The 26,268-nt window shown below is 67.1% G+C and carries 26 protein-coding genes; 11 read left to right on the top strand and 15 right to left on the bottom strand.

The window, feature by feature from the left end; all coding sequences use genetic code 11:
- Positions 1–39 precede the first annotated feature (39 nt).
- Positions 40–897: a LysR family transcriptional regulator gene (locus PI86_RS04660; protein WP_039319192.1), complete on the bottom strand. Its 858-nt coding sequence runs from the start codon at positions 895–897 to the stop codon at positions 40–42.
- A gap of 109 nt (positions 898–1,006) precedes the next feature.
- On the opposite strand from PI86_RS04660, the gene PI86_RS04655 reads away from it, so the two are divergent.
- The 3 genes from PI86_RS04655 to PI86_RS04645 all read left to right on the top strand — a co-directional run bounded on the left by PI86_RS04655 (position 1,007) and on the right by PI86_RS04645 (position 4,039).
- Positions 1,007–1,390, top strand: coding sequence for a tautomerase family protein (locus PI86_RS04655; RefSeq protein ID WP_039319190.1), 384 nt, complete (start codon positions 1,007–1,009; stop codon positions 1,388–1,390).
- A 126-nt stretch (positions 1,391–1,516) separates the two neighbouring features.
- The gene (locus tag PI86_RS04650; RefSeq protein ID WP_039319188.1) at positions 1,517–3,145 is read left to right on the top strand and encodes a CHAD domain-containing protein; all 1,629 of its coding nucleotides are present in this window, start codon (positions 1,517–1,519) and stop codon (positions 3,143–3,145) included.
- 48 nt (positions 3,146–3,193) lie between these two features.
- Complete coding sequence (locus tag PI86_RS04645; RefSeq protein WP_039319186.1) at positions 3,194–4,039, top strand: TOBE domain-containing protein; 846 nt, start codon at positions 3,194–3,196, stop codon at positions 4,037–4,039.
- Positions 4,040–4,198: 159 nt separating this feature from the next.
- Here the strand turns inward: PI86_RS04645 and PI86_RS04640 are convergent, their stop codons facing one another.
- The 4 genes from PI86_RS04640 to PI86_RS04625 form a co-directional block, all read right to left on the bottom strand.
- On the bottom strand, positions 4,199–4,900 hold the full coding sequence (locus tag PI86_RS04640) for a sulfate/molybdate ABC transporter ATP-binding protein (RefSeq protein ID WP_039319184.1): 702 nt from the start codon (positions 4,898–4,900) through the stop codon (positions 4,199–4,201).
- A 106-nt stretch (positions 4,901–5,006) separates the two neighbouring features.
- Positions 5,007–5,684 (bottom strand): molybdate ABC transporter permease subunit, encoded by a 678-nt coding sequence (gene modB / locus PI86_RS04635; protein WP_014900038.1) that lies wholly within the window; start codon positions 5,682–5,684, stop codon positions 5,007–5,009.
- Positions 5,685–5,694: 10 nt separating this feature from the next.
- The gene (gene modA, locus PI86_RS04630) at positions 5,695–6,492 is read right to left on the bottom strand and encodes a molybdate ABC transporter substrate-binding protein (RefSeq protein WP_039319182.1); all 798 of its coding nucleotides are present in this window, start codon (positions 6,490–6,492) and stop codon (positions 5,695–5,697) included.
- Positions 6,493–6,628: 136 nt separating this feature from the next.
- On the bottom strand, positions 6,629–7,330 hold the full coding sequence (locus PI86_RS04625) for a phosphatase PAP2 family protein (protein ID WP_039319180.1): 702 nt from the start codon (positions 7,328–7,330) through the stop codon (positions 6,629–6,631).
- 248 nt (positions 7,331–7,578) lie between these two features.
- Here PI86_RS04625 and PI86_RS04620 point away from each other — a divergent pair, with 248 nt between their 5' ends.
- Both PI86_RS04620 and PI86_RS16060 read left to right on the top strand, forming a co-directional pair.
- On the top strand, positions 7,579–8,688 hold the full coding sequence (locus PI86_RS04620; protein ID WP_039319179.1) for an extracellular catalytic domain type 1 short-chain-length polyhydroxyalkanoate depolymerase: 1,110 nt from the start codon (positions 7,579–7,581) through the stop codon (positions 8,686–8,688).
- A gap of 81 nt (positions 8,689–8,769) precedes the next feature.
- Positions 8,770–8,946, top strand: coding sequence for a DUF3563 family protein (locus PI86_RS16060; RefSeq protein ID WP_014900034.1), 177 nt, complete (start codon positions 8,770–8,772; stop codon positions 8,944–8,946).
- A 107-nt stretch (positions 8,947–9,053) separates the two neighbouring features.
- Here the strand turns inward: PI86_RS16060 and PI86_RS04615 are convergent, their stop codons facing one another.
- The 5 genes from PI86_RS04615 to PI86_RS04595 all read right to left on the bottom strand — a co-directional run bounded on the left by PI86_RS04615 (position 9,054) and on the right by PI86_RS04595 (position 12,594).
- Positions 9,054–9,473, bottom strand: a complete 420-nt coding sequence (locus PI86_RS04615; protein ID WP_014900033.1) for an organic hydroperoxide resistance protein — start codon at positions 9,471–9,473, stop codon at positions 9,054–9,056.
- 157 nt (positions 9,474–9,630) lie between these two features.
- Positions 9,631–10,083, bottom strand: coding sequence for a MarR family winged helix-turn-helix transcriptional regulator (locus PI86_RS04610; RefSeq protein WP_039319176.1), 453 nt, complete (start codon positions 10,081–10,083; stop codon positions 9,631–9,633).
- Positions 10,084–10,293: 210 nt separating this feature from the next.
- Positions 10,294–11,103 carry a BPSS1780 family membrane protein gene (locus PI86_RS04605; protein ID WP_039319174.1) on the bottom strand — a complete coding sequence of 270 codons (810 nt, stop codon included), beginning with the start codon at positions 11,101–11,103 and terminating at the stop codon, positions 10,294–10,296.
- Positions 11,094–12,092 (bottom strand): homoserine kinase, encoded by a 999-nt coding sequence (locus PI86_RS04600; protein ID WP_039319172.1) that lies wholly within the window; start codon positions 12,090–12,092, stop codon positions 11,094–11,096. The genes PI86_RS04605 and PI86_RS04600 overlap by 10 nt, the downstream gene beginning before the upstream one ends.
- Before the next feature lie 106 nt (positions 12,093–12,198).
- On the bottom strand, positions 12,199–12,594 hold the full coding sequence (locus PI86_RS04595; RefSeq protein ID WP_039319170.1) for a hypothetical protein: 396 nt from the start codon (positions 12,592–12,594) through the stop codon (positions 12,199–12,201).
- 129 nt (positions 12,595–12,723) lie between these two features.
- On the opposite strand from PI86_RS04595, the gene PI86_RS04590 reads away from it, so the two are divergent.
- Together PI86_RS04590 and PI86_RS16055 are read left to right on the top strand one after the other, a co-directional pair.
- A complete protein-coding gene (locus PI86_RS04590; protein ID WP_039319168.1) occupies positions 12,724–14,250 on the top strand; it encodes an AMP nucleosidase in 1,527 nt (508 codons plus the stop codon).
- A 272-nt stretch (positions 14,251–14,522) separates the two neighbouring features.
- Positions 14,523–15,662 carry an acyltransferase family protein gene (locus PI86_RS16055; RefSeq protein WP_235362688.1) on the top strand — a complete coding sequence of 380 codons (1,140 nt, stop codon included), beginning with the start codon at positions 14,523–14,525 and terminating at the stop codon, positions 15,660–15,662.
- Between the two features lie 310 nt (positions 15,663–15,972).
- Here the strand turns inward: PI86_RS16055 and PI86_RS04580 are convergent, their stop codons facing one another.
- Entirely contained in the window at positions 15,973–16,536 is a 564-nt protein-coding gene (locus tag PI86_RS04580; RefSeq protein ID WP_039319166.1) for a tautomerase family protein, read from the bottom strand.
- A gap of 148 nt (positions 16,537–16,684) precedes the next feature.
- Complete coding sequence (locus PI86_RS04575) at positions 16,685–17,677, bottom strand: GlxA family transcriptional regulator (protein ID WP_039319164.1); 993 nt, start codon at positions 17,675–17,677, stop codon at positions 16,685–16,687.
- 92 nt (positions 17,678–17,769) lie between these two features.
- Between PI86_RS04575 and PI86_RS17295 the strand changes: the two genes are divergently transcribed.
- The gene (locus PI86_RS17295; RefSeq protein WP_161792354.1) at positions 17,770–17,907 is read left to right on the top strand and encodes a hypothetical protein; all 138 of its coding nucleotides are present in this window, start codon (positions 17,770–17,772) and stop codon (positions 17,905–17,907) included.
- 270 nt (positions 17,908–18,177) lie between these two features.
- Here the strand turns inward: PI86_RS17295 and PI86_RS04565 are convergent, their stop codons facing one another.
- On the bottom strand, positions 18,178–18,453 hold the full coding sequence (locus PI86_RS04565) for a hypothetical protein (protein ID WP_039319159.1): 276 nt from the start codon (positions 18,451–18,453) through the stop codon (positions 18,178–18,180).
- A 394-nt stretch (positions 18,454–18,847) separates the two neighbouring features.
- Positions 18,848–19,606: a TIGR00730 family Rossman fold protein gene (locus tag PI86_RS04560; RefSeq protein WP_014900024.1), complete on the bottom strand. Its 759-nt coding sequence runs from the start codon at positions 19,604–19,606 to the stop codon at positions 18,848–18,850.
- Between the two features lies 1 nt (position 19,607).
- On the opposite strand from PI86_RS04560, the gene polA reads away from it, so the two are divergent.
- The 3 genes from polA to PI86_RS04545 all read left to right on the top strand — a co-directional run bounded on the left by polA (position 19,608) and on the right by PI86_RS04545 (position 25,229).
- Positions 19,608–22,361 (top strand): DNA polymerase I, encoded by a 2,754-nt coding sequence (gene polA, locus PI86_RS04555; RefSeq protein WP_039319156.1) that lies wholly within the window; start codon positions 19,608–19,610, stop codon positions 22,359–22,361.
- Between the two features lie 279 nt (positions 22,362–22,640).
- Positions 22,641–23,975, top strand: coding sequence for an NAD(P)/FAD-dependent oxidoreductase (locus PI86_RS04550; RefSeq protein WP_039319152.1), 1,335 nt, complete (start codon positions 22,641–22,643; stop codon positions 23,973–23,975).
- Between the two features lie 378 nt (positions 23,976–24,353).
- A complete protein-coding gene (locus PI86_RS04545; protein ID WP_014900021.1) occupies positions 24,354–25,229 on the top strand; it encodes a dienelactone hydrolase family protein in 876 nt (291 codons plus the stop codon).
- A 51-nt stretch (positions 25,230–25,280) separates the two neighbouring features.
- Here PI86_RS04545 and PI86_RS04540 read toward each other — a convergent pair whose 3' ends face one another.
- Complete coding sequence (locus PI86_RS04540; protein WP_039319149.1) at positions 25,281–26,150, bottom strand: sulfurtransferase; 870 nt, start codon at positions 26,148–26,150, stop codon at positions 25,281–25,283.
- Positions 26,151–26,268 lie beyond the last annotated feature (118 nt).

Genomic DNA, 26,268 nt, shown 5'->3' with positions numbered 1-26,268 from the left:
GAATTCTTCAGGAGATTGCGGGCGGCGAAACCCGTTAGTTTACGCCGAGATTGCAAGGCTGTCGGCAAACCTGCGGAGTGCGGCGGCCGCGCGGGCGTCGCGCACCCGCGAATGCAGCACGACCTGCGAGTGCGGCAGCGGCGGCAAGCCGAATTTCGCGCCGACGTCGACCAGCGTGCGCGGCGCGACGCGCCGGGCCAGCGGACAGACCGCGAGCCCGGCCGCGGCCGCCGCCGTGACCGCCGCGACGCCGCCGCCGGTGAAGCGCTCGCGCCACGGCCGCCCCGCATGCTCGAGCGCGCGCAGCGCGGCGGCGCGCACGCCGCACGGACCGGCCAGCACCGCGAGCGGCAGCGGCTCGCCCGCGCGCGGTGCCCAGTCGGGTGCGGCGAGCCATGCGAGCGGTTCGGTAAACAGCAGCGTGGCGTCGTCGCGCGGCGGGTCCTCGCCCGGTTCGTGCCGCACGATCGCCGCATCGAGCCGGCGTTCGTCGTATTGCGCGAGCAGGTTCGTCGACGTCCCCAGATGCATTTCCAGCGACAGCCCCGGATCCTGCCGGTGCAGGCTCGTCAGCACGGCCGGCAGGTCGGGCACCGCGACGTGCTCGCTGACGCCGAGCGACAGGCGGTGCGTGCCGGCCGCGATCGAGCCGAGCGCGTGGTCGTGCGCATCGAGCAGCGCGCGGGCGGCCGGCAGGAAGTTCTCGCCGTCCGCCGCGAGCTTGACGACGCGCGGCGTGCGCGCGAGCAGCGGCTTGCCGAGGTGCGCCTCGAGTCGCTTCAGTTTCAGGCTGACGGCCGATTGCGTGGTGCCGAGTGCATCCGCGGCGCGCGTGAAACTCGCGAGATCGGCGACCAGCACGAACGCGCGCACCGCATCGAGGTCGAGTACTTTCATTTCAAATGTAAATGGATGAAATATCGATAGATGACTGTTCATTATAGTTATGCGTACCTAACCTGATGTGGCGTTTCCGCTTTTCAACGTCACCAACAGGAGCAGGACCATGCCATTCACCCGCATCGCAGTGCGCGAAGGCAAACCGGCCGCTTACCGCGCGGCGCTCGTCGCTGGCGTGCATCGCGCGCTGATGCACCGGTTCAACGTGCCGGAGGACGACATCTTCATGGTCGTGACCGAGCATTCGGCCGAGAACTTCGTGTTCGGCCGCCACTACCTCGACATCGAACGCAGCGACGATCTCGTGATGATCCAGATCACCGCGAACAACACGCGCACGCTCGAGCAGAAGCAGGCGCTGTACCGGTCGATCGCCGACAACCTCGCGCACGAGCCCGGCGTGCGGCCGCAGGACGTGTTCATCAGCCTGGTCGAGGTGCTGAAGGAGGACTGGTCGTTCGGCAACGGCCTCGCACAATACGTCGTTTGACGCGCAACAGGGCGGCAGGGTCAGATCGTCGCCAGGGTGCTTTTGCGCCGTGTACTATGGAAGCTGCCTCGCGGGCGACGCCGGCACGGAGGATGTGCCGGCGATTCTTCATGTGCAGGAGCTTCCATGTCGCGTGTGCTGGAAATCGTGTTATGCCTGTCGCTGGACGGCTGGCCGGTCAAGGCGGGGAATCGGGCCCGTGGCGAGCAGCGCGACTTCGGCGCCGAACTCGTCCGCGCGTGGCGGATCTGTCCGCAGGTGCGGATGCGTCGGGGCCATGAGCGCGTGACGATCGAGCCGTGTCAGGTCGAGGAGGCCGAGCCGAACCCCGGCGAGTGCTGGTGGACGTGGGTCGAGTCGAACGCGAACGGCCCGCGTGTCGTCGCCTCCCGCACGAAGCAGTTCGCGCCCGGCGTCATGGCGCGCGAACTGTTCGACGCCGAGCATGCGGGAATCGTCGTCGCGATGCCGGAGCCCGGCACGCACGCCGATGCGGCGCCGGTGGACGCTGCCGGCGAGGGCGAGACGTCGGGCGCCGTTGACGGCGCGACTGCCGCCGCATCGTCCGGGCCGGCGCCGCTGCGGCTCGTCAGCGAGCGGCGGCGCGGGCGATGGGCGGACGACAGCGGCGTGGTGGTCGAGATGACGCTCGACGACATCACGGTGCATGGCGGCGCCGAGCCGCCGCGCCGACATGTCGAGCTGCGCCTCGCGGCACCCGACTGGGAAACCGTCGCCGCACGTACGGCCGCGTTGCGCGCGCTGTTCGCCGCCGCGCGCGAGCTCAGCGGCGCGTGGCCCGTGTTCGTGCAACTGACCAGCGTGATCGATCGCACGTGTGCGGGCGAGCCTGCCGTCACCGGGCCGGTCAAGGCGCAACTCGTCGACCTGACCGGCATCCGCACGCAGCGGTCGGCGCTGTTCGCGCTGTCCGGCGACATCGCCGCGCAGTGGCTCGGTAACGAGGGTGGGGTGCTCGATCGCGACGATCCCGAATTCGTGCACCAGATGCGCGTCGCGCTGCGCCGGCTGCGCACGCTGATGCGCTTCTTTCCGCGCTTCGCGGACGACCAATGGCAGGAAACCTTCGGCGTCGACCTGCGCTGGCTCGCCGCGCTGCTCGGCACGGTGCGCGACTGGGACGTGTTCTCGACCGAAAGCCTGCCCGCACTGATTGCGGCTGACGGCGGCAGCGCCGACTGGAGCGGCACGCTCGACGCCGCGCGCGCGCAGACGGTGGCCGCGCGGGTCGAACTGCGCCAGGCCCTGCATTCCGCACGCTATGCGCGACTGGTGCTCGGCTGGCTCGAATGGCTGAGCATGCTCGCGCTGCCGGCGGCCGCCAGCGACGACGACGACGCACCGTCGCTGCGGCGTCATGCGACGAAGCGCGTGCGACGGCTGTTCGGTCACCTGTATGCGTCGCCGTCGCTCACGTCGCTCGATACGGCCGCGCGGCACCAGGTGCGGATCGATGCGAAGCGGCTGCGCTACGCGCTCGAATTCTTCGCGTCGCTGGCGTCGCGCCGCACGCGCACCGAAACGGTCAAGACGCTCGCGCGCGTGCAGAGCGTGCTCGGCGAAGCGAACGATACGATCGTGGCGCTCCATCATCTCGAGCAACTGGCCGCGCCCGCGTACCAGCTCGGTTTCGTGCGCGGCTACGGAGCCGCGCTTGCGCAACGCGCGGCGAGCGACGCCGAGGCGCTGCTCGCGAGCCTGCGCGCGCCGAGGCTCGACGGCAAGGCGCGTTGAGCGGCGCGCGCTCACTATAATGACCGCCCGTTTTCTTCAGACAGACCGATGAGAGACGCGTCGTCGCCTTCTTCCTCCGCCGGACCGCTCGAACTGGGCGGCGAACTGTGGCTGCGCGCGGGCGAGCAGACGCTCGGCGGCGCCACCCGCATCGCGCTGCTCGCGGCGATCGGCGACACCGGTTCGATCACGCGCGCGGCGAAGGCCGTCGGGCTCAGCTACAAGGCCGCGTGGGATGCGATCGACACAATGAACAACCTGGCCGGCGAGCCGCTCGTGACGCGCTCGACGGGCGGCAAGGGCGGCGGCGGCACGACGCTCACACCGCGCGCGACGTCGCTGATCGCCGCGTTCCGCACGATCGAACGCGAGCATCGCCGCTTCATCGAGGCCGCGAGCGCGGCGGTGGCCGGCTTCGACGTCGACTGGGCGCTGATCGGCCGGATCGGGATGAAGACGAGCGCGCGCAACCAGTTGTTCGGCAAGGTCGAGTCGATCGTGCGCGGCACGGTGAACGACGAGGCGACGCTCGTGCTGCCCGGCGGGCAGGTGATCGTCGCGGTGCTGACGCACGAGAGCGCCGACGCGCTCGGGCTGCAACCGGGCGCGGCGGCGTGCGCGCTGGTGAAGGCGTCGTGGGTCGTGCTGGCCGTCGACGACGACGGCGACACCGACGCAGCGTTGAAGGTCTCCGCGCGCAACCAGTTGCACGGGACGGTCGAGGCCGTTGCGGCGGGCGCGGTGAACAGCGAGGTGACGCTGGCGCTCGACGGCGGCGGGACGCTGACGGCCGTGGTCACGAACGACAGCGTCGGTGCGTTGCGGCTCGACGCCGGCCGGCGGGCGATCGCGCTGTTCAAGGCATCGAGCGTGATTCTCGCGGTGACAGGCTGAGCGCGCGCGGGCGGCGCAGGCATGCGTCGATGGGCGAGGCGAAACCGGCGCCGCCCATCGTGCACGAGGCGCCGGCTTCGATCCCGTTTTCAGCGTGTGCCGCCAGTGCGGCTTCTCTCAGGCTCCAACGTGGCCGCCAGGGCCACCGCCTTCGCGCGCTCAGGTGACGCGCGTCGGGCACTCGGCGTGCGGCGTCGCCGCCTGCACGCGTCCTTCGCTCAATTGCACGACCTGGTCGCCGAACGCGGCGACGTCGTCGGGGTCGTGCGAGATGAGCACCATCGGGATGTCGAGCCGCGCCTGCAGTTCCGCGAGCTCGTGGCGCATGCGCTGGCGCAGCGCGCCGTCGAGCGCCGCGAACGGCTCGTCGAGCAGCAGGATGCGCGGCTGCGCCACCAGCGCGCGCGCCAGCGCGACGCGCTGCTTCTGTCCGCCCGATAGCTGCGACGGGAACTGCCCGGCGAGCGTGTCGAGTTCGAACGCATGCAGCCAGTATGCGACTTCGGGCGGCACCGTCTTCGCGCGCGGGTTGCGCAGGCCGGACGTGAGCCCGAACGCGATGTTCTGGCGCACGTTCAGGTGCGGAAACAGCGCATAGTCCTGGAACAGGTACGCGACACGGCGCGCCCGGGTCGGCACGTCGATGCCGCGCGCGGCGTCGAACAGCGGTTCGCCGTTCAGCGTGATCGAACCTTCGTCGGGGGCCAGCAAACCGGCGATCGCCTGCAGCGTCATGCTCTTGCCCGCGCCGGACGGCCCGAACAGCACGACGCGCTGCGTGGTGGCCGTAAACGACACGTCCAGCGTGAAGCGGCGCTCGGCGCTCGCGTAGGTCTTGCGGATGTCGACGGCGACGCTCATGCGGCCCTCCGTCGTGCTGCCGCACGCAGGCGGGAAACCGCCCGCGCGGCGGCAACGCGGTTTTCCGCGGCCGGCGCGGCGCAATGATGCGGATGGGGCAGGCGCTTCATGTCAGCTGGCTCCGTCCGGCGCGCGACGGCACGAGCCAGCCGGTCGCGAGCAGCACGAGCACGCAGGTGATCGACGTCACCAGCACGAGGAAGTTGGCCGTGTTGTCGTCGCCGGCCTGCACGGCCGCATAGATCGCGACCGACAGCGTCTGCGTGCGCCCGGGCAGGTTGCCGGCGATCATCAGCGTCGCGCCGAATTCGCCGAGCGCGCGCGCGAACGCGAGCAGCGCGCCGGCCAGGATGCCGCGCGTGGCGAGCGGCAGCGTCACGCGGAAGAACACCGCGGCCTCGCCGAGCCCGAGCGTGCGCGCGGCGCGTTCGAGATGCGGATCGACGCTCTCGAACGCGGTGCGCGCCGATTTCAGGATCAGCGGGAACGCGACGACCATCGACGCGATCACCGCGCCCTGCCACGTGAAGACGAGTTCGATGCCGAGCTTGTCGAGCCATGCGCCGAACGTGCCGCGCCGGCCGAGCAGCACGAGCAGGTAATAACCGAGCACGGTCGGCGGCAGCACGAGCGGCAGTGTCAGCAGCGAATCGACCACATCGCGCATTGGCGAGCGCCAGCGCGCGAGCACGAAGGCGGCCGCGACGCCGAGCACGATGTCGAGCGCGGTCGCCCAGCCGGCGACCTTCAGCGACAACAGCAGCGGTACCCAGGCGTCCTGCATCACGCTACGCTCACTTGCCCGCGGGCTTGAAGCCGAACGTCGACAGCACGGCCTGGCCTTGCGGCGACGCGACGAAGTCGATGAACGACTGCGCCTGCGCGGTATGGCGGCTGTCCTTGACCACGGCGATCGGATAGGTGATGGCCGTCTGCGTCGGCACGGTCAGCACGACCTTCACGCGGCCCGGCATGATCGCGGCGTCGGTGCCGAACACAAAGCCCGCGTCGACTTCGCCGCGCGCGACGTAGTCGAGGCTCTGGCGTACGTTGGCGGCCAGCACGCCCTTCGCGCTGACGGCGTCCCACACGCCTGCCGCGCGCAGCGCGCCTTCGGTGTAGCGGCCGACCGGCACCGATGCCGGGTCGCCGTACGCGATGCGCTTCACGCCGGGCGCCGTCAGGTCGTTCAGCGACGTCGGCGCGGCCGCGTGGCTGTCCGCCGGCACGATCAGCACGAGCGAGTTCGCCGCGAAATCCCGGCGCGTGCCGGGGACGATGACCTTTTCGCTGACCGCGCGATCCATCGCCTTCTGGTCGGCCGACGCGAATACGTCCGCCGGCGCGCCCTTGGCGATCTGCTGCATCAGCACGTCCGACGCGCCGAAGTTGAACAGCACCTTGGTGTCCGGATGCTGCTTCTGGTACGCGTCGCCGACGGCCTTGAACGCGTTCGTCAGGCTCGCTGCCGCCGACACGACCAGTTCGTCGGCGGCGCAAGCCGGTGCGCTGAACGCGACGCCCGCGGCAAGCGCGGCGAGCGGCAGCAGGCGGAGCAGGGTGCGGCGAGGCGGGCGGACGGTTGAGCGCATGGTCTGGTGGTTCGAATGGTTGAAAACCGTAATCGTAATATAGGGCAGGTTATAACGCTCGACATACCGCTCATGCGACGGTGCGCATGAAACCTTCAGACTTGAAAGCCGGCGGGAATGGCGCGCGGGCGACCCGTCACGCGTGCAGCAACGGCGGCGGCGGCGATGCGGTGCGCTGCCGGGACGACGGCTGCGACGCCGGCCGGTAGTTCGGATTGGCTTTCCAGCGCGCGCGGACGAACGGGCGCTCGTGCCCCGACAGTTCCAGCGCGACCTTGGTGACCCAGCGGTGCGACGGCACCGTGATGCCGTGCAGCGCGACGGTGACGAGCGCGAGGCTTGCGACGACCGCCGGCACCGACCAGCGATGCGGCACCGTGTGCCACGAGCCGGCGATGAAGGCCAGCGCGGCGATCGCGCCGACGATACAGCCGGTGATCGATTCGGACGGCGAATGCGCGTCGAGCGCGACGCGCGACACGCCCACCGCAATGCCGGCCGCGAACCCGAGCGCGATGCCGGCGATCCGCACCGGCGTGCGCGTGCGGATCAGCGCCAGGAAGATCGCGACGGGATAGACCGACGTCGACAGCATCGCGTGGCCGCTGAACCCCGTGAAATCCCATTTGCGGATGCCGATGCCCCAGCCGAGGAACGCGATCTTCGTGAGCGCGACGACGCCGATCGCGGCCGCGAGCACGCCGAGCCACGCGGCCGAGCGCTGCCACGAGTAGCCGAGCGCCAGCCACAGGGCGATCGTGATCGCGAGCGGCAAGGTCAGGCCGGCGCCACCGAATGCGGTGATCGTGATCCACAGGTGAGACGACAGGTCGAACATCGGGAGGGGAACGAGCAGAGGCGGGACGAATGCTTAAATCAACGCGCGAGCCGGAAAGAACGACTACAACGGATACAAGCGGCTAAGCCCCAGTATAGCGCCGCGACTGTTCGAGGCCCGTTTTTTGAGCCGCGGGGAACGATCCGCGTGCAGGAAAAATCCCGGAAACAATGTTATGGTGCATTGCACAAAGTCGAACGATGCATCCTGTGTGGTGTCCCATTTTTTCCTGACTGCGAGCCCGATCGATGACCAAAAGTCTGACGAAGGTATGGCTGGGCGGCATGAAGCGCATGCTGTCTCCGGTCGCCAAACGTGCGTCGCGCGATGCGCAGCGAATCACGCGCGATGCGCTGGAGGCGGCTGCGTCGCCTGCCGTAACTGATCTGTCCCCGCCGCGAGAGTCGCGCGTGCGGCCGCGCGCGGCTGCGTGGGCGACCGGCGAATGGACGCGCGGCGAACATCCGATGGCGCCCGCGCTCGGGCGCCTCGTCCAGCAACTGGCGTACGGACTCTACGTGCCGCGTGGCAGCCGACGCGGCGCGATGCCGCTCGTCGTGATGCTGCATGGCTGCCAGCAGTCCGTCGACGAATTCGTGCAGGGCACCCGGATGAACCTGCTGGCCGACAAGCACGGTTTCGCGGTGTTGTACCCGGAGCAGTCGTCGCGCGCGCACGCGCACGGCTGCTGGCACTGGTATGAAGATACCGATCGCGCGGGCCGCGGCGAAGCCGATGCGGTCGCGTCGCTCGTCGATGCGCTCGTCGACGAGCACGGGTTCGACGCGTCGCGCGTCTACGTCGCCGGGCTGTCGGCCGGTGCGGGCCTCGCGGCGTTGCTCGCGCTGCACCATCCGGACCGTTTCGCCGCGGTCGCGCTGCACTCCGGCCCGGCGTTCGGCGAGGCGAACTCCGGCATCAGCGCGATGGACGTGATGCGGCGCGGCTTGCGGGAGAATCCGGCCGCGGTTGTCGACGCGCTGATCGACGCCGCTGCGTACCCAGGCATGCCCGCGCTGATCGTGCAGGGCGACGGCGACCATGTCGTCGCGCCGAAGAATGCGGACCAGCTGACGGTGCAGTTCATGCGCCTGAACCGGCTCGCGGACAGCCGCGGCGCGTTGCGCGGCGGCGAGCGCGTGGAGACGCGCGAGGCGGGCGCCCAGATCACCGACGTGCGCCGCGACGGCGAGCCGGTCGTGCGGCTCTGTCACGTGAAAGGGCTCGATCATGCATGGGCAGGCGGCGACGAAGCGGTGCCGTTTCACGCGGCCGTCGGCCCCGATGCGAGCGCCATGATCTGGTCCTTTTTCGAACGGAATCGTCGCACTGTGGCGACCGAACGACGCACCGCGTGATCGATGCTGGCCAATGACTAGGGTTTTCCCTATAATTCGGGAAAACCCTAGTCAAAGAACCCTTGGATTGCGAGATCGACCATGTACCTGCTGAGCCACCTCTTCCTGATGCTGACCAAGAACGCTGAAAAGGCCTCGAAAGAGCGCGCCGAGGCGTACCTGTCCGAAGCGACCGACATCTACGATCTCGAATTCCGTATGCGCAAGATCGATCGCGAAGCGGCGATGAACCGTCCGTTCTCGTTCGGCTCGCGTTAAGCAGCGCAGCGCGGGCCGGCTCGTCAGCCGGTCCGGCGACCACACAAAAGGGCGTGTGCGGCAACCAGCCGCACACGCCCTTTTTGTATTCGTCGCCGGATGTTGCGTCAGACGACCGTCAGGCGCACCGGTACGTTGTTGCGGGTCGCGTTCGAGTACGGGCACACGTGGTGCGCCTTGTCCACCAGCGCCTGTGCGTCGGCCTTGTCGAGCCCCGGCAGCGACACCCGCAGCTCGATGTCGAGCCCGAAGCCGCCTGCGTCGTTCGGGCCGATGCCCACTTCCGCGGTGACTTGCGTGTCCGCCGGCAGCGTCCGCTTGTCCTGGCCGGCGACGAATTTCATCGCGCTCAGGAAACAGGCCGAGTAACCTGCGGCAAACAGCTGCTCCGGGTTCGTGCCTTCCGCACCGGTGCCGCCGAGCTCGCGGGGCGCGGCCAGCTTCACTTCCAGCTTGTTGTCGGCGGATACCGCGCGGCCGTCGCGGCCGCCCGTGCTCGTGGCGCTGGTCTTGTACAGAATGTTCATCGTGCAGCTCCTGTCGGAAGAATGGGAGGAAAGCGGTCCGGTCGGACGGGGTGTCGCCGGCCACGGAGAAAATATAGAACACAAATGATTAGTGTGCAAATGAAATTTTAAAGAAAAAGCCCGGCAGTGCCGGGCCCGTTTGCGACCGATCGGATCGTCAGCCTTCGTTGGCGGCCGACAGCGCGTCGCGCAGTTGCCGGAGATCCGCGCGCAGCCTGACCAGGAACTCGGGTGTTTGCTGCATCGCGCAAAAGAGATCGGCGGGTACCGAGCGTGCCTTGTCCTTCAGCGCGCGGCCTTCCGCCGTGACGCGCACGTTCACGACGCGCTCGTCGGTCGCGCTGCGCGCGCGCTCGACGTAGCCGAGCGCCTCGAGGCGCTTCAGCAAAGGCGTGACCGTGGCCGGGTCGAGGTCGAGCCGGGCGGCGATGTCCTTCACCGCGATGTCGTCGCGTTCCCACAGCACGAGCATCGCCAGGTATTGGGGATAGGTCAGCGACAGCTTGTCGAGTAACGGCTTGTACGCCTTCGTCATCGCATGCGAAGTCGAGTAGAGCGCGAAGCACAGTTGCTCGTCGAGCGTCTGAGGCAGCGGGGGCAGGCGGTCCATGATTCGGGCGGCGCGGCGGACGCGCTAATGATTTGCATGCAAATTATTTTGCGCGCAAAAGATCGGGTTGAACAGGGGCGCCCGGCTAGGGGCGCCCGGCCAGGGGCGCCCGGCGCGGGATGGATCGGCCGGGTATGGCGATCGGCGACTGGCGCCGGGCTGGCCGGGAAGGGAATCGGCGGCCGGCGGCGCGCGCCGGCCGAGCGGGCCTCAGCGGCCCGACGTGGGCGTCGCGGCGCCCGGCTCCTGCACGCCGAAGCAGCCGCGATAGGTCGCGTAGAACGAGCAGTACATCATCGTGACGATGATGATCGTCACCGGCATCATGATCGTCAGCACATAGGCGCCCGCGCCGAGCGCCTGCAGCAGCAGCGACAGGCCGAACGACGTGCCGAGCGCGACGCCGAACCACAGCAGCCCGTACACGACGAACGCGCCGCGATTGCGCCAGCAGCTGACGATGCTGAAAAACAGGGCCTTGGCGGGTGGAATGTCGTGCCACGCGGTGAGCACCGGCGCGAACCAGAACAGCATCGAGACCGGCGCGTAGAGCAGCGTTGCGAGCAGCAGCGCGCCGAGCGTGCCCTGCGCGGCGAGCGCTTCCGGCGTCGGGCTCGTGTCGCTCGTCGCGCCCAGCATCATGTGGAGCAGCCCGCCGCCGTCGACGACCGACGACGCGGCGAACACCAGCACCATCAGCGCGACGTAGACGACGCCGAGCACGAGCAGCCGCTGCGTCGTCGCGGTGCCGTACGAGCGGAACCCGTCGATGAGGATCGTCGGCATCACCGGCTTGCCGGCCACCGTGTCGCGGCATGCGGCCATGAAGCCGACGGCGATGCCGGGGATGAACAGCAGCGGCAGCGCCGCGCCGATCACCGGCACCATCGACACCAGCGTGATCGCCAGCAGGTACGTGAAAAACAGCGTGATGAACGCCAGCGGGTTCCGGCGGAACAGCCAGATGCCTTGACGGAACCAGACATAGCCCGCTTTCGCGGGCACTTCGATCAGTTGCATGCGGTATGGATCTCGGGAAGCGCGGGCGTATGGGCGATACGCTCACGCAGGATGCGTTCGAAATGACCGGGGTCGTGCGGTTTGAGCATTTCGGCTGCGCGCGGCAGGTAGAAGTCGTACAGGCGCGACACCCAGAAACGGTACGCGCCCGCGCGCAGCATGTCGCTCCAGTGGCGGCGTTCCTCGGCCGTGAACGGCCGCACGGTCTGGTAGGCGCGCAGCAGCGCGTCCGCGCGCGCGACGTCGAGCACGCCCGTCGCGAGGTCGACGCACCAGTCGTTGACGGTCACTGCGACGTCGAACAGCCATTTGTCGCAGCCCGCGAAATAGAAATCGAAGAAGCCGCCGAGCCGGACGTCGTGGCCGGTGCCGGGCGCCGCGTGCGCGAACAGGACGTTGTCGCGGAACAGGTCGCAGTGGCATGGGCCGCTCGGGAGCGCCGCGTAATCGTCAGACGCGAAGAACGCGGCCTGGTGCGCGAGTTCGCCTTCGAGCAGCGTGCGTTGCGCGTCCGAGATGAACGGCACGATCGCCGGGACGTTCTCCTGCCACCACGGCAGGCTGCGCAGGTTCGGCTGGTAGCGCGCGTAGTCGCGCCCCGCGAGGTGCAGGCGCGCGAGCATCTGCCCGACCTCGATGCAGTGTTCGATTCCCGGTGCGAGTTCGGCGGCACCGTCGAGCTTCGTGACGATCGCCGCCGGCTTGCCGTGCAGCTCGCCGAACAGCGCGCCGTCGTCGCGCGGGATCGGGTCCGGCACCGGCACGCCATGGCCGGCCAGATGGCGCATCAGCTCGAGGTAGAACGGCAGCTGTTCCGCCGTCAGCTTTTCGAAGATCGTCAGGACGTACTCGCCGCGCGTCGTCGTCAGGAAGAAATTGCTGTTCTCGATACCGGACGGAATGCCGCGGAACGCCAGCACGTCGCCCAGTTCGTAGTGGCGCATCCATTGCGCGAGATCGGAGTCGGAAACAGCGGTGAAAACGGCCATGCGAGATGCGTCTGGTCAATTGTCGGCACGCGCGGTGCGTGCGGCGCGACAGGAGGTGAAGGGAGGGCCTGCGTGCCGCGCCGGAACGGCGTGGCGCGGCAGGCGATCAGTAGCGCAGGTTCAGCGACGGCAGCCGCGTGATCGGGATGCCCGCGTCGTGCGGCTTCGGCGACGTGTCGGGTGTCGAGCTCATCTGGTAGCGCGTGCCGAAGTTCGATTTCACGTCGATCTCGACCGGCTTGCCGCGATCGCGATACTCGGTGACCTCGGTGCCGTTCTTGCTCTTCTCGTGGAAGCTCGGCGTGCGGCGGATGTCGGCGAAGTCGACTTTCGACGTGACTTGGGCACCGGGCCGGTTGATCTTGCGGAGATCGGGCAGGCCGGCGGCTTCGTTGGCCTCGGCCCGGGCCTGCGCGTCGGCGTCAGGCGTGCCGCCGGCGGCATGAGCGACGCTGGCGGCGACAAACGCGGCGGCAGCGGCGACGAGAATGAGCGGCTTCATGATGAGTCTCCAGTGAACTTGTCGATTTTAGCAAATACTGCGCGCGGCCCGGCCCTCGTGTGCAAGCCGGCGGCCATGAGCGTGACCGGGTTCCGTGGTAATGTCGTCCGATCAGACGAGGTGTTGAAAATGAAGAACGATTTGAGCCGCCGCCACCGGGTGCTGACGCCCGAAAGCCCGTCCGTCGAAGCATTCGACGATCCGATCGCCGCCGTCGCGCGGTTGTCGGCCATCTACGACACCAATACGGGTTTCCTGCGCGACGCATTCGCGCGCTATCGCCGCCACGAACCGATTACCGAGCACGTGCGTGCGTGCTACCCGTTCGTGCGCATCCGCACCGATGTCAACACGCACGTCGATTCGCGTCGCTCGTACGGCTTCGTCGCGGGTCCCGGCGTGTTCGAAACCACGGTCACGCGTCCCGATCTGTTCGCGAACTACTATCGCGAGCAACTGCGCCTGCTGTCGAAGAACCACCATGTGAAGATCGAGATCGGCGTCTCGTCGCAGCCGATCCCGATTCACTTCGCGTTTCCCGAAGGCATCCATCTCGAAGGCGAGCTCGACCGCGACCGTCTGCTCGCGATGCGCGACATTTTCGATACGCCCGACCTGTCGTACCTCGACGATCGCATCGTCAACGGCACGTTCGAGCCCGCGCACGGCGAGCCGCATCCGCTCGCGCTGTTTACCGCCGCACGGGTCGACTTCTCGCTGCACCGGCTGCGTCACTACACGGCGACGTCGCCCACGCATTTCCAGAACTACGTGCTCTACACGAACTACCAGTTCTACATCGACGAGTTCGTGAAGCTCGGCCGCGCGCTGATGACGGAAAGCACCGATCCCGAAGTGCGCGACTACCGCAGCCAGTACAGCGCGTTCGTCGAGCCGGGTGATGTCATTACGTACAACGCGAACCTCGGCAGCGAACCGGCCGAGGGCGCCGCGCCGCCGCGCCTGCCGCAGATGCCCGCGTATCACCTGAAGCGCGCGGACGGCAGCGGGATCACGATGGTCAACATCGGCGTCGGCCCGTCGAACGCGAAGACGATCACCGATCACATCGCGGTGCTGCGTCCGCACGCATGGGTGATGCTCGGTCACTGCGCGGGGCTGCGCAACACGCAGCGCCTTGGCGACTACGTGCTGGCGCACGGTTACGTGCGCGAGGATCACGTGCTCGACGCCGACCTGCCGCTGTGGGTGCCGATCCCGGCGCTCGCGGAAGTGCAGCTCGCGCTCGAGCGCGGCGTGGCGGAGGTCACCCGGCTCGAAGGCGCCGAACTGAAGCGGGTGATGCGCACGGGCACCGTCGCTAGCGTCGACAACCGCAACTGGGAACTGCGCGATCATCGCGAGCCCGTGCAGCGGTTGTCGCAGAGTCGCGCGATCGCGCTCGACATGGAAAGCGCGACGATCGCCGCGAACGGCTTCCGCTTCCGGGTGCCGTACGGCACGCTTCTGTGCGTATCGGACAAGCCGCTGCACGGCGAGCTGAAGCTGCCGGGCATGGCCGACACGTTCTACCGCGGGCAGGTCGACCAGCATCTGCAGATCGGCGTGAAGGCGATGGAGATCCTGCGTACGAACGGGCTCGACAAGCTGCATAGCCGCAAGCTGCGGAGCTTTGCGGAAGTGGCGTTTCAGTAGGAAACCCTTTCCAGGTAAGGCTCCTGGGGAGATTCGGGAAGCAAAACGAGTGGTCTTTATGCTCGCATGCGCAGGCCGCGCCGGCCCCAGCATGGGCCGCGCGGTGATTGTCGGGTCGATTTTCCCATGCACTTTCTTGCGCCTAGGTTATGCAGTTTCGGCGCTTCGTGGCCCGCTGTCGTCGGTTCGGCCATAATCGCACCCTCGCACGGCACCGGCTTCGCGTAGCAAGAGCCTGTCCCATAGGTGCCGGCCGGCCGCGTGAGCGGCGTATGGGGATGGTCGGTGTTTGTGTGAGCGCCCGGCCGACGCGTTTCCAATTCCCACAAGATCCGATCGTGAAGTTTTCCCGAATTCCCGAGCTTGACCTGCTTCGCTTCCTCGCCGCCATCGCCGTCGTGTTCTTTCACTACGCCTTCAGGGGCTACGCGGGTGACGGCCTGACGAGCATGCACTATCCGGCGCTCGAGCCGGTCGCGCAGTACGGTTTCCTGGGCGTGCACCTGTTTTTCATGATCAGCGGTTTCGTGATCCTGATGACGGCGGGCGACGGCAGCATCAAGCGTTTCATCGCTTCGCGCGCGTCTCGTCTGTTGCCCGCCTTCTGGGTGTGCTGCACGATCACCTTCGTCGTGACGCTCGCGATCGGCGGCGATCGGTTCGTTGCGACGTGGCCGCAATACCTCGTGAACATGGTCACGCTCGGCGGCGGCTTCGGCGCCGATCCGATCGACGGCGCGTATTGGTCACTCGGGGCGGAGCTGCGGTTCTACCGCCTGGTCGGAATTCTGCTCATCGTCGGCCAGATCGATCGTGCCGAACGCTGGCTGTTCGTATGGCTGATTGCCACGGTGCTCGTGGAACTGTTTCCGTTCATCAAGCTCAAGGGCTTTCTGGTGACGGACTATGCGGGCTTCTTCATTGCAGGAGCCGCGTGTTTTCTCATCCACGCGCGCGGCTTGTCACGATCGCGCGTCGCGCTTGTCGGCGCCGCCTGGGCGCTTTCTCTCCATCACGAATTCCAGCTCTTGCCAAACTTCGGCGAAAACTTCGGGAGGGAGATTGATCCGGTGGCCGTGGCAGTGGTGATGACCGCGTTCTTCGTTGTGATGCTTGCGCTCGCGTTGCGCCGCACGCCGATCCTCGCCAGCGCGCGATGGGCCTGGTTCGGTGCAGTCAGCTACCCGCTCTACTTGATCCATCAGAACGTCGGGTACATGTTGTTCAATCAAGTCGGCTCGGCCGTCGACCAGGCCGTGATGTTCTGGGGCGTTGTCGCTGCGGCGATCGGGGCTGCGTTGCTGCTGCACGTTGCGGTTGAGAGGCCCGCTGCGGGGCCGCTGAAACGAGGCGTGTTGCATGTGCTCGACGCACTGCAACGCTACATGCCTGCGCGAGTTGCGCGCCGGTGAAGCTCCGAAGGAAGGGGGGAGTACGGCGTGCGTAAAAATCGTCTGACTTGCCGCCGAATCATTGCTTGGAGCCGCATGAATTCTTGGCCGAAATGTGTGCGGGGAGTTAGAGGAAATCGCGGAACCTGTTGATTCAACGTGATTCCGCGTGTGCAAGCTGCGGAGCTTCGCGGAAGTCGCGTTTCAGTAACGTGAACGCCGGCCCCGGTTACGGTGCGCGTCGCGATGTGCGGCGAGCCGTCAACCGGGGCAGGTCAGCTTTCCTCCCGCGGATACGCGCGTTCGATCGCGATTGCGCTGCGAACCTGCGTCAGAGCAATGCCTTTGCGGCCGCTACGTGCGATTCGCTCACGCCTGTTTCGTGCATCGAATCACGCACCGCGTCGACGATCCTGATCGCATCCGCGCGCCGCTTGCTCGCCAGCCGTCGCTCCCCGAGCGCCTGCAGCGGCGCGCCACCGAAATACGCCATGATGTCCGGCAGGCGGCGCACCGTGCCGCGGCTGCCCCAGCAGCCGTCGTCGATCTCCGTTGGAAATACCCACACGCGTGTCGCGACGGCGTCCACCGTTACGCCTTCCGCGCGTGCGACGGCGGCGGTTACGTCGGCGATCAGCGCGGCGCGCGCGGCATCCGTGTACTGTCCTTCCGGTACGGTCGGCACGATCCGGTAGATCGGCGCAGGCGCGACGGCACCGGCGCGATATACGGCCGCCGGCCGATGAACGAAGATCCACGTCACGTCGCGCACGCGCGGATTGTCGGGATCGAGTCCCTCGTGACGGATCAGCGTTCCGGTCAATTCGTTCATCAGTTGCGCCTCGGCATGCGGCGCGAGCGCGCCTTCGGGAAGGGTGACGTCGATCATCGGCATGGTGGTGTCCTGGTTCGGTGGAGACGGCGTCGCTCCGGTTCCGGCGACGTCAATCCAGTGTATGAACCGCGTGCCCAGGCGCGAAGTGGCGAAACTGCCATTCGGCGATGCCATTTCCGACATCGCGCCCGACCCCTGCCGCACGTAGCTAGCGCGCGAAGCGACGACGGTATTCGCCGGGGGAGATGCCGGTCTCGCGCTTGAACAGTTGCCGGAAACCGCTGATGTCCGCGTAACCGACGCGCGCGCAAACCGTGTCGATCGCGAGCCGCGTTTCCGCGAGCAGCCGCTTCGCGACTTCGATCCTGAGCGTTTGCAGATACCTGAGCGGCGGGGCGCCCACCGCGTCCCTGAACCGGCGATGGAGCGTGCGTTCGCTCATCGCGACGTGGTCGCTCAGCCGGGCGAGGCTGAAGGGTTCGCGCAGATGCTTTTCCATCCAGCGTTGCGCGCGCGCGATGGCCGGGTCGTCGTGCCGGTCATGGCCCATCCGGTCGAGGTCGATGAATGAATCCTGCGATGCGCGATTCATGTCGATCAGCATGAGCCGGGCGACGGACGCGGCAAGGCGCGCGTTCGCCAGCTTGTCGACGACCCGCAGCGCGAGATTCTGGTACGAGGTGACGGCGCCACCGCACAGGATGCCGTCCTGCTCGGTCAGGACGTCCGCTGCGCGCAGCGCCACGTCCGGATAGCGTGAGCGGAAGCCCGATGCTTTCGACCAGTGCGTCGTGGCGACGCGTCCGTCGAGCAACCCGGCTTCCGCGAGCAGGAATGCGCCCGTGCAGTACGTGGCGATCAGCGTGCCGCGTGCATGTTGCCGGCGCAGCGCGTCGAACAGCGGAGCGAGCGATGCGGGCTGGTCGAGCAGCCGGTCGAGATCCGCGACGAACGGGGCGGTCAGCCAGATTGCGTCGGCGCTGCTGCCGCCGTGGATCGCGCCGTCGACCGGGATGAGCTGGCCGGAGGCTGCGCGCACCGGCCGTCCGCCGATCGATTCGACGCGCCAGCGGAACGGTGCGGTGGCGCGGCCTTGCGGTAGCGATGACGCGAGATGATTGGCCGCCGTGAGAATGTCGGTCGGCGCGGCGATGCCGGACGCCAGCGCATGGTCGACGGCCCAGATTCGGATGAGCGGCATGAGTGGCGGGATTGGCCTCGGACAAGGGCAATGCTACCACCGACGTCATGCGGTCCGGCTGGCCGCCAGATGGCTTATTCGAGACGAGTGCGATGAACGTCGAAGAACGGCCGGGCGCCCGCAATGGCTGGTTTGGCATCGATACGCTGGCGCGACCCGATTGCCGGCGCCGCGCTCACCATTGCACCGGTTCGATCGCCCGGTCGAATGCCGCCTCGTGCCGTTGCTGACCCGCCACGTCACTTGCTGTTACGGCCTCTACCGGTGCATGCCGCAGCGAACGCATCTGCCGCGAAGGAATCGGCTGCTGATGGATTTCCTGGTCGAGCGGCCCGGCGCGCACACGGATCTGGCGCCACTTTCGCTGGCGGATGCGCCGACGTGACGGCGTACTTGCGATTCAGGTTTCGGCAGCGCGGGAGGTATGGTCCTGAAACGACAAGGCCGCCTGGCGCTGTAGCGCGCAGGCGGCCTTGTCGTCGAAGCTCGAGTCGTGTTGCTCAGCACTCGCCTTTCTTCGCGTGTCCCGGCGGGCAGTGATAGCCGCGGCCTTCATGGCCGTGATGGCGCTCGTGATCTTCCCATTCGCGGCGCTCCCAGTAGCGTCGGCCGTCCCAGTAGCGGTCGCCGTGCCAGCCGACGATCACCACCGGCGCAGGCGCGACGACGACCGGCGCGGGCGTACCGATGTTGACGTCGACGTTGACGGCGTGGGCGAGGCCGGACAGCGAAAGACCGAGGCCGGCGAAGGCGAGGGCGATCAGCGAGCGTTGCATGTTGTTTTCCGTGATGTCGTTGTCAAATGGCCGGCGCGACGCGGTGGACGCGAGGGGGGATCGTTCCACCGGGGGAACGCCGCACCGACCAGATGCAGTGTGCTGGTGCGGCGCGGAAAAGGCGAGCTGTGTTTGTTACGGCGGATTGGTGTCAGGCCGACCGGCCAGGTGGACGGCCGGCAGCGTGATTTGACAATGACGGGCCGCGGGCGCGGAACATGGCGACCGCGTTGCGCGGCGCGGGCTGCCCGGATTTGACATTCGGCGGCGCACGGCCGCGAAGCGGGATTAATGCAGCGTTACAAAATGATGCGCGGCAGGTGGCGAAATCGCCACGCCTGCCGAGCGGGAAGCGAGATGCCGGCCGTGCGGCCGGGCATCGACATCGATCGCTTTACAGGTAGAACATGCGGTCTTCTTCGGGCCGCGGCGGATGATCGTCGCCGTCCGTGCCTTCTTCCTCGCCGCTGTCCTCGTAGAACGCGAGCACGGCGTCGAGCACCTGGTCGGGATCGTCGATCACCTGCATCAGGTCCATGTCTTCCGGATTGATGAGGCCCATCGGAATCAGCTGGTCGCGGAACCATTGCAGCAGCCCTTGCCAGAAGGTGCTACCGACGAGAATGATCGGCACGAGGCGCGACTTCTTGGTCTGGATCAGCGTGAGCACTTCCGACAGTTCGTCGAGCGTGCCGAACCCGCCCGGCATCACGATCACTGCGTCGGAGTTCTTCACGAACGTGACCTTGCGCGTGAAGAAGTGACGGAAGCGCAGCGAGATGTCCTGGTAGTGGTTGCCGGCCTGCTCGTGCGGCAGTTCGATGTTCAGGCCGACCGACGGCGCCTTGCCGGCGTGCGCGCCCTTGTTCGCCGCTTCCATGATGCCGGGGCCGCCGCCGGAGATCACCGCGAAGCCGGCGTCGGACAGCTTGCGCGCGATCTGCGCAGCGAGTTTGTAGTGCGGCGTGTCGGGTTTGAGACGGGCAGAACCGTAGATGCTGACAGCCGGGCGGATCTCCGACAGGTACTCGGTCGCCTCGATAAACTCTGCCATAATCGTGAACATCTGCCACGATGCGCGCGCCTTCTTGGCCGTCGCGCGTTCTTGATCTGCGAGCGAACGCAGACTCGGAATCACTTTTCTCTTGTTCATAATGCCTGAAGAACGAAATCTGGAAGGTAAGACCCTGCTATTGGTTGACGGTTCGAGCTATCTGTATCGGGCTTACCATGCGATGCCTGATTTGCGTGGCCCGGGCGGGGAGCCGACCGGAGCGCTCTACGGAATCATCAACATGCTGCGCCGTATGCGCAAGGAAGTCAGTGCAGAGTATAGCGCTTGCGTGTTCGATGCAAAGGGTAAGACGTTCCGTGACGACCTTTATGCCGACTATAAGGCAAACCGTCCGTCGATGCCGCCCGATCTCGCATTGCAGGTCGAACCGATCCACGGCGCCGTGCGTGCGCTCGGCTGGCCGCTGCTGATGGTCGAGGGCGTCGAAGCCGACGACGTGATCGGCACGCTCGCGCGCGAAGCCGAGCGGCACGGGATGAACGTGATCGTGTCGACCGGCGACAAGGATCTCGCGCAGCTCGTCACCGATCACGTCACGCTCGTCAACACGATGACCAACGAGACGCTCGATCGCGACGGCGTGATCGCGAAGTTCGGCGTGCCGCCCGAGCGGATCATCGATTACCTCGCGTTGATCGGCGACACCGTCGACAACGTGCCGGGCGTCGAGAAGTGCGGGCCGAAGACGGCCGTGAAATGGCTGTCGCAATACGACAGCCTCGACGGCGTGATCGAACACGCGGGCGAGATCAAGGGGGTGGTCGGCGACAACCTGCGCCGCGCGCTCGACTTCCTGCCGCTCGGCCGCACGCTCGTGACCGTCGAGACGGCCTGCGATCTCGCGCCGCATCTCGAGTCGATCGAAGCGTCGCTGAAGACCGACGGCGAAGCACGTGACCTGATGCGCGACATCTTTGCGCGCTACGGCTTCAAGACGTGGCTGCGCGAAGTCGACAGCGCGCCCGCAGAGGGCGGCGGCGCCGACGTGCCGGAAGGCGAGCCCGCACAAGTGGTGGCAGCGGACATCGTCCGCGAATACGAAACGATCCAGACCTGGGCGCAGTTCGATGCGTGGTTCGCGAAGATCGATGCGGCCGCGCTGACCGCGTTCGACACCGAAACCACCTCGCTCGATCCGATGGTCGCACGGCTCGTCGGCCTGTCGTTCTCGGTCGAGCCGGGCAAGGCCGCGTATCTTCCGGTCGCGCACCGCGGCCCGGACCTGCCCGAGCAGCTTCCGCTCGACGACGTGCTCGCGCGCCTGAAGCCGTGGCTCGAAGCGGCCGATCGCAAGAAGGTCGGCCAGCACCTGAAGTACGACGCGCAGGTGCTCGCGAACTACGATATCGCGCTGAACGGCATCGAGCACGACACGCTGCTCGAGTCGTACGTGCTCGAATCGCACCGCACGCACGACATGGACAGCCTCGCGCTGCGTCATCTGGGCGTCAAGACGATCAAGTATGAAGACGTGGCCGGCAAGGGCGCGAAGCAGATCGGTTTCGACCAGGTAGCGCTCGAGCAGGCCGCCGAGTATGCGGCCGAAGATGCGGACATCACGCTGCAGCTTCATCAAGCGCTGTATCCGCAGGTCGCACGCGAAGCGGGCCTCGAGCGCGTGTATCGCGACATCGAGATGCCGGTATCGCTCGTGCTGCGCAAGATGGAGCGCACCGGCGTGCTGATCGACGACGCACGCCTGCAGGCGCAAAGCAGTGAGATCGCGGCGCGGCTCATCGAGCTCGAGGGCCAAGCGTACGAACTGGCCGGCGGCGAGTTCAATCTCGGCTCGCCGAAGCAGATCGGCCAGATCTTCTTCGAGAAGCTGCAACTGCCGGTCGTGAAGAAAACGCCGAGCGGTGCGCCGTCGACCGACGAAGAAGTGTTGCAGAAGCTTGCCGAGGATTACCCGCTGCCGAAGCTGCTGCTCGAGCATCGCGGGCTGTCGAAGCTGAAGTCGACCTACACCGACAAGCTGCCGCGCATGGTGAATCCCGCCACGGGCCGCGTGCATACGAACTATGCGCAGGCTGTCGCGGTCACGGGCCGCCTCGCGTCGAACGATCCCAATCTTCAGAACATTCCGGTGCGCACGGCCGAAGGCCGGCGGATCCGCGAAGCGTTCATCGCATCGCCGGGCCACCGGATCGTGTCGGCCGACTATTCGCAGATCGAACTGCGGATCATGGCGCACATTTCCGGCGACGCGTCGCTGCTGCGCGCGTTCTCGCAGGGTGAAGACATCCACCGCGCAACCGCCGCCGAAGTGTTCGGCGTGACGCCGCTGGAGGTCAATTCCGACCAGCGCCGGATCGCGAAGGTGATCAACTTCGGGCTCATCTACGGGATGAGCGCGTTCGGCCTCGCGTCGAACCTCGGCATCACGCGCGATGCGGCGAAGCTCTATATCGACCGCTATTTCGCGCGCTACCCGGGCGTCGCGCAGTACATGGAAGACACGCGCGCCGTGGCGAAGGAGAAGGGCTACGTTGAAACCGTTTTCGGTCGCCGTCTGTGGCTGCCGGAGATCAACGGCGGCAACGGTCCGCGCCGCCAGGCGGCCGAACGCGCGGCCATCAATGCGCCGATGCAGGGCACGGCGGCCGACCTGATCAAGCTGTCGATGATCGCGGTCGACGACTGGCTCACGCGCGACCGGCTGGCGTCGAAGATGATCATGCAGGTACACGATGAGCTGGTGCTCGAGGTGCCCGACGGCGAACTGTCGCTCGTGCGCGAGAAGCTGCCGGAAATGATGTGCGGCGTCGCCAGGCTGAAGGTGCCGCTGGTCGCGGAAGTGGGCGCCGGCGCGAACTGGGAAGAGGCACACTGACGCACCCCCGCGCGATTCCCGTTTCCCGCGGCATATTGTTGCAGGGATGCTGAATATCGAGATGGTTTGCTTGTGGTCAACGCGCAAGCTCCCGGACAATGCAGGTCAGTCAGGCCATTGTCGCGGGGGCAGCGCGCCCGCGTTCCGGAATCGGACGCATCGAAGTGTTTCGAACTGCACATCGATGATGTCCGAACCGGTTAATCCACCGGGCGGCGCGAACGCATCGCGTCCGCCTCGTCGGGCGGCAGCAGTTTCGAATCGCAAAGGGGGAATCAGATGCATCGGATCATCATCGTAGGCGGAGGCGCGGGCGGCCTGGAACTGGCGACGCGGCTCGGCGACCGTTACGGCGCGCGCGGCAATCGTCCCGCGCGTGCGCTTGTCACGCTCGTCGACCGCAATCCGACGCACATCTGGAAGCCACTGCTGCACGAGGTCGCGGCCGGCAGCATGGATCCGTTCACGCAGGAGCTCGAATATGCGGCGCAGGCGCGCTGGCATGGCTTCGAGTTCCAGCAGGGCGAGCTGACCGCGCTCGACCGCGCCACGAAGCGCATCACGCTGTCGCCGGTCAACGACAGCGACGGCGAGGAACTGCTGCCGGCGCGCGATCTGGAATACGACACGCTCGTGATCGCGATCGGCAGTACGACGCACTTCTTCGGCGTGCAGGGCGCGGCGGAAAACGCAATCGCGCTCGATACGGTCGGCGAGGCCGAGCGTTTCCGCAAGCGCTTGATCGCCGCGTGCATGCGCGCCGAGCACCAGGCGCCGGCGCAGCCCGCGCCCGGTGCGGCGGCCGAGCCGCGCATCCAGGTCGTGATCGTCGGCGGTGGCGCGACGGGCGTCGAGCTGTCGGCGGAGCTGCGCAACACCGCGCAGGTGCTGTCCGTCTATGGGCTGCACAAGCTCGACCCGCAACACGATGTCGGCATCGTGCTGATCGAATCGGGGCCGCGGATTCTGCCTGCGCTGCAGGAGCGCGTATCGGCGGCAACGGCCGAGCTGCTTGAAAAACTCGGTGTGCGGCTGATGCTCGCGGAGCGCGTGACCGAGGTCGCGCCGGGTTTCGTGCATACCGCGAGCGGCAAGGCGGTGCGTGCGGATCTCACGGTCTGGGCGGCCGGCATCAAGGCGCCGTCCGTGCTGTCGCATCTCGATGGCCTGCAGGTCAACAAGCTCGGCCAGCTCGACGTGCGCCGCACGCTGCAGACCTTTACCGACGACAACGTGTTCGCGCTCGGCGATTGCGCGGCTTGTGTGTGGCCCGGCAACGAACGCAACGTGCCGCCGCGCGCGCAGGCGGCGCACCAGCAGGCGAGCTTCCTGCTGAAGGCGATCGGATGCCGGCTCGACGGGCGTACGCTGCCCGAGTTCACGTATCGCGATTTCGGTTCACTCGTGTCGCTCGGTCACTTCAGCGCGGTCGGCAACCTGATGGGCGGCCTGATCGGCGGCAACATGCTGATCGAGGGGCTGTTCGCGCGGTTCATGTACATGTCGCTGTACCGGCTGCACATTGCGGCGCTGCACGGCTATCCGCGCATGATGCTCGATACGTTCGCGCACTGGCTGCGCCGCACGACGCTGCCGCGCGTGAAGCTGCACTGACCACGCGTTCGTGTGTCGAACGGGCCGGGAACGCGCATTGCGCGTGTTCCCGGCCCGTTGTCTTTTCGGGCGCCGGATGACTGCCGGCGCGCTTGCCGGGCACCGAGCCCGCGAGCCGACTTTCTTTCAACCTGCAAGCATTCGGCTGCCTGGCGGCGACCGCTTCATGCCCGCTGCGCGCGGCTTCCAGGGCGCGTCGACGCAGCCGGGTCGATTCGTCGTAATCGAGTCTTACACATCTGACAGTTGACGCGACAACGGATTATTGGGCATCTTGTCCGGGTTTTCGCTTGCGGCGAGGTGCCACCCGCCGCGACATCCGCGCCGTCAAGTCGAGTCCCTGGCCGTGACCGTGGCGCCCAATCGAGGAGTGCATTCATGTTGAAACCCGAAGTCGACAGCCTGGTTCCCCACGTTCCGTTCTCGCGCCGCAAGTTCATGCAGGCGGCGCTGGGCGGCACCTTCGCGGCGGCCGTGCTGCCCGTGTCTGCGCAGACGGTCACGACCGACAGCGCCGGGCTGGACGTCGACACCATTGAGATCCGCTCGGGCGACGCGAGCATCCCCGCATATCGTGCGCAGCCGGCCGGCAAGACAAACCTGCCGGTCGTCATCGTGATCCACGAGATCTTCGCTGTGCACGAGCATATCGCCGATGTCTGCCGGCGCTTCGCGAAGCTCGGCTATCTCGCGATCGCGCCCGACCTGTTCGCGCGGCAAGGCAATGCATCGAAGTATCCGACGATCCAGTCGCTCGTCGACCACATCGTCAGCAAGGTACCGGACCGCCAGGTCACCGAGGATCTCGATGCGACCGTCGCTTGGGCCGGCAAGAACGGTGGCGACCTGTCGCGTCTCGGCGTGACGGGGTTCTGCTGGGGTGGCCGTCAGGCGTGGCTGTATGCGGAGCACAATCCGCACGTGCTGGCAGCCGTTGCGTGGTACGGGTTCGTCGAGGGCAAGACCGACGAGATGACGCCGTTCAATCCGGTCGACCATGCGTCGTCGCTGAAGGTGCCGGTGCTCGGGCTGTACGGCGAGAAGGATGCGAACATCTCGCAGACGTCGCTTGCCGACATGCGCAAGGCAGTCCAGGCGAGCGATTCGAAGCTCGCGCGCCAATCGGAGATCGTCGTGTATCCGGATGCCGGCCACGCGTTCTTCGCCGATTACCGGCCGAGCTATGTGAAGTCCGATGCCGAGGACGGCTGGAGGCGCTCGATCGAGTGGTTCCAGAAGTACGGCGTGATGTAAGCGGCAAGCGGCGGCAGATGCCGCCGCTTCGTCGTCGTGCCGCGATGGTGTTTACGGCGTCGGGCCGGTCGCGATCGGCCGCGACGGATCGGCGCTCCATTCGCTCCACGAGCCCGGATACAGCGATGCGCCGTGCAGCCCCGCGATTTCGAGTGCGAGGGCGTTGTGGCATGCGGTCACGCCGGACCCGCATTGCAGGATCACGTTGTTCGGTTCGGTGCCGGCCAGCAGCGTGGTGAATGTCTCGCGCAGTTCATGACCGGTCTTGAAGCGGCCGTCGGCGTTCAGGTTGTCCTTGAAGAAGCGGTTGCGTGCGCCGGGAATGTGTCCGCCGACACGATCGATCGTTTCGTTTTCGCCGCGGTAGCGGTCCGGCGCGCGTGCGTCGATCACGACACGCGTGGCCGCCGTCAGGTTCGCGAGCACGGCTGCCGCGTCGACCGTCGATTCGAGCGGGGCCGCTGCGCGGAAGTCGCCGGCGGCCGGGTGCGTTACGTCGGTCGTCAGTGGCTGGCCGGCTGCTTCCCATGCCTGCAGGCCGCCGTCGAGCACCGCGACGGAATCGTGTCCGAGCCAACGCAGCAGCCACCACAGGCGCGCTGCGTAGGCGCCGCCTTGCGCGTCATAGGCAACGACCTGCTGGCCCTGCTTGACGCCGCGGCTGGCGATCAGCGTCGCGAGCGCGTCCCGCGTCGGCAGCGGATGGCGACCATTGGTGCCGGTCTTGCGGCCCGACAGGTCGCGATCAAGATGAAGATACTGTGCGCCCGCGATGTGGCCGGCCGCATAGGCGGCTTCGCCGGCCGCCGGATCGACGAGATCGAAGCGGCAATCGAATACGACGACGCTGCCCGGCGCTGCGGCCAGTCGCTCGGCGAGATTGGCTGCGGAGATGAGCGTGGTGTAATGGGTATGTGGCATGACGGCTCCCTGGAGTGCAAACGGCCTGATACTCCAAGTCTAAACAAAAAAAGACGGGCCGAAACCCGTCTTTTCATGATGCCGGATGCCGTGCGGCGCCAACGCGCCGCGCGGGCCG

It is taken from the genome of Burkholderia sp. A9 (genome assembly GCF_000801975.1).
The sequence above is the reverse complement of the archived record's forward strand: the minus strand, read 5'-3'. Positions and strand labels throughout refer to the sequence as shown.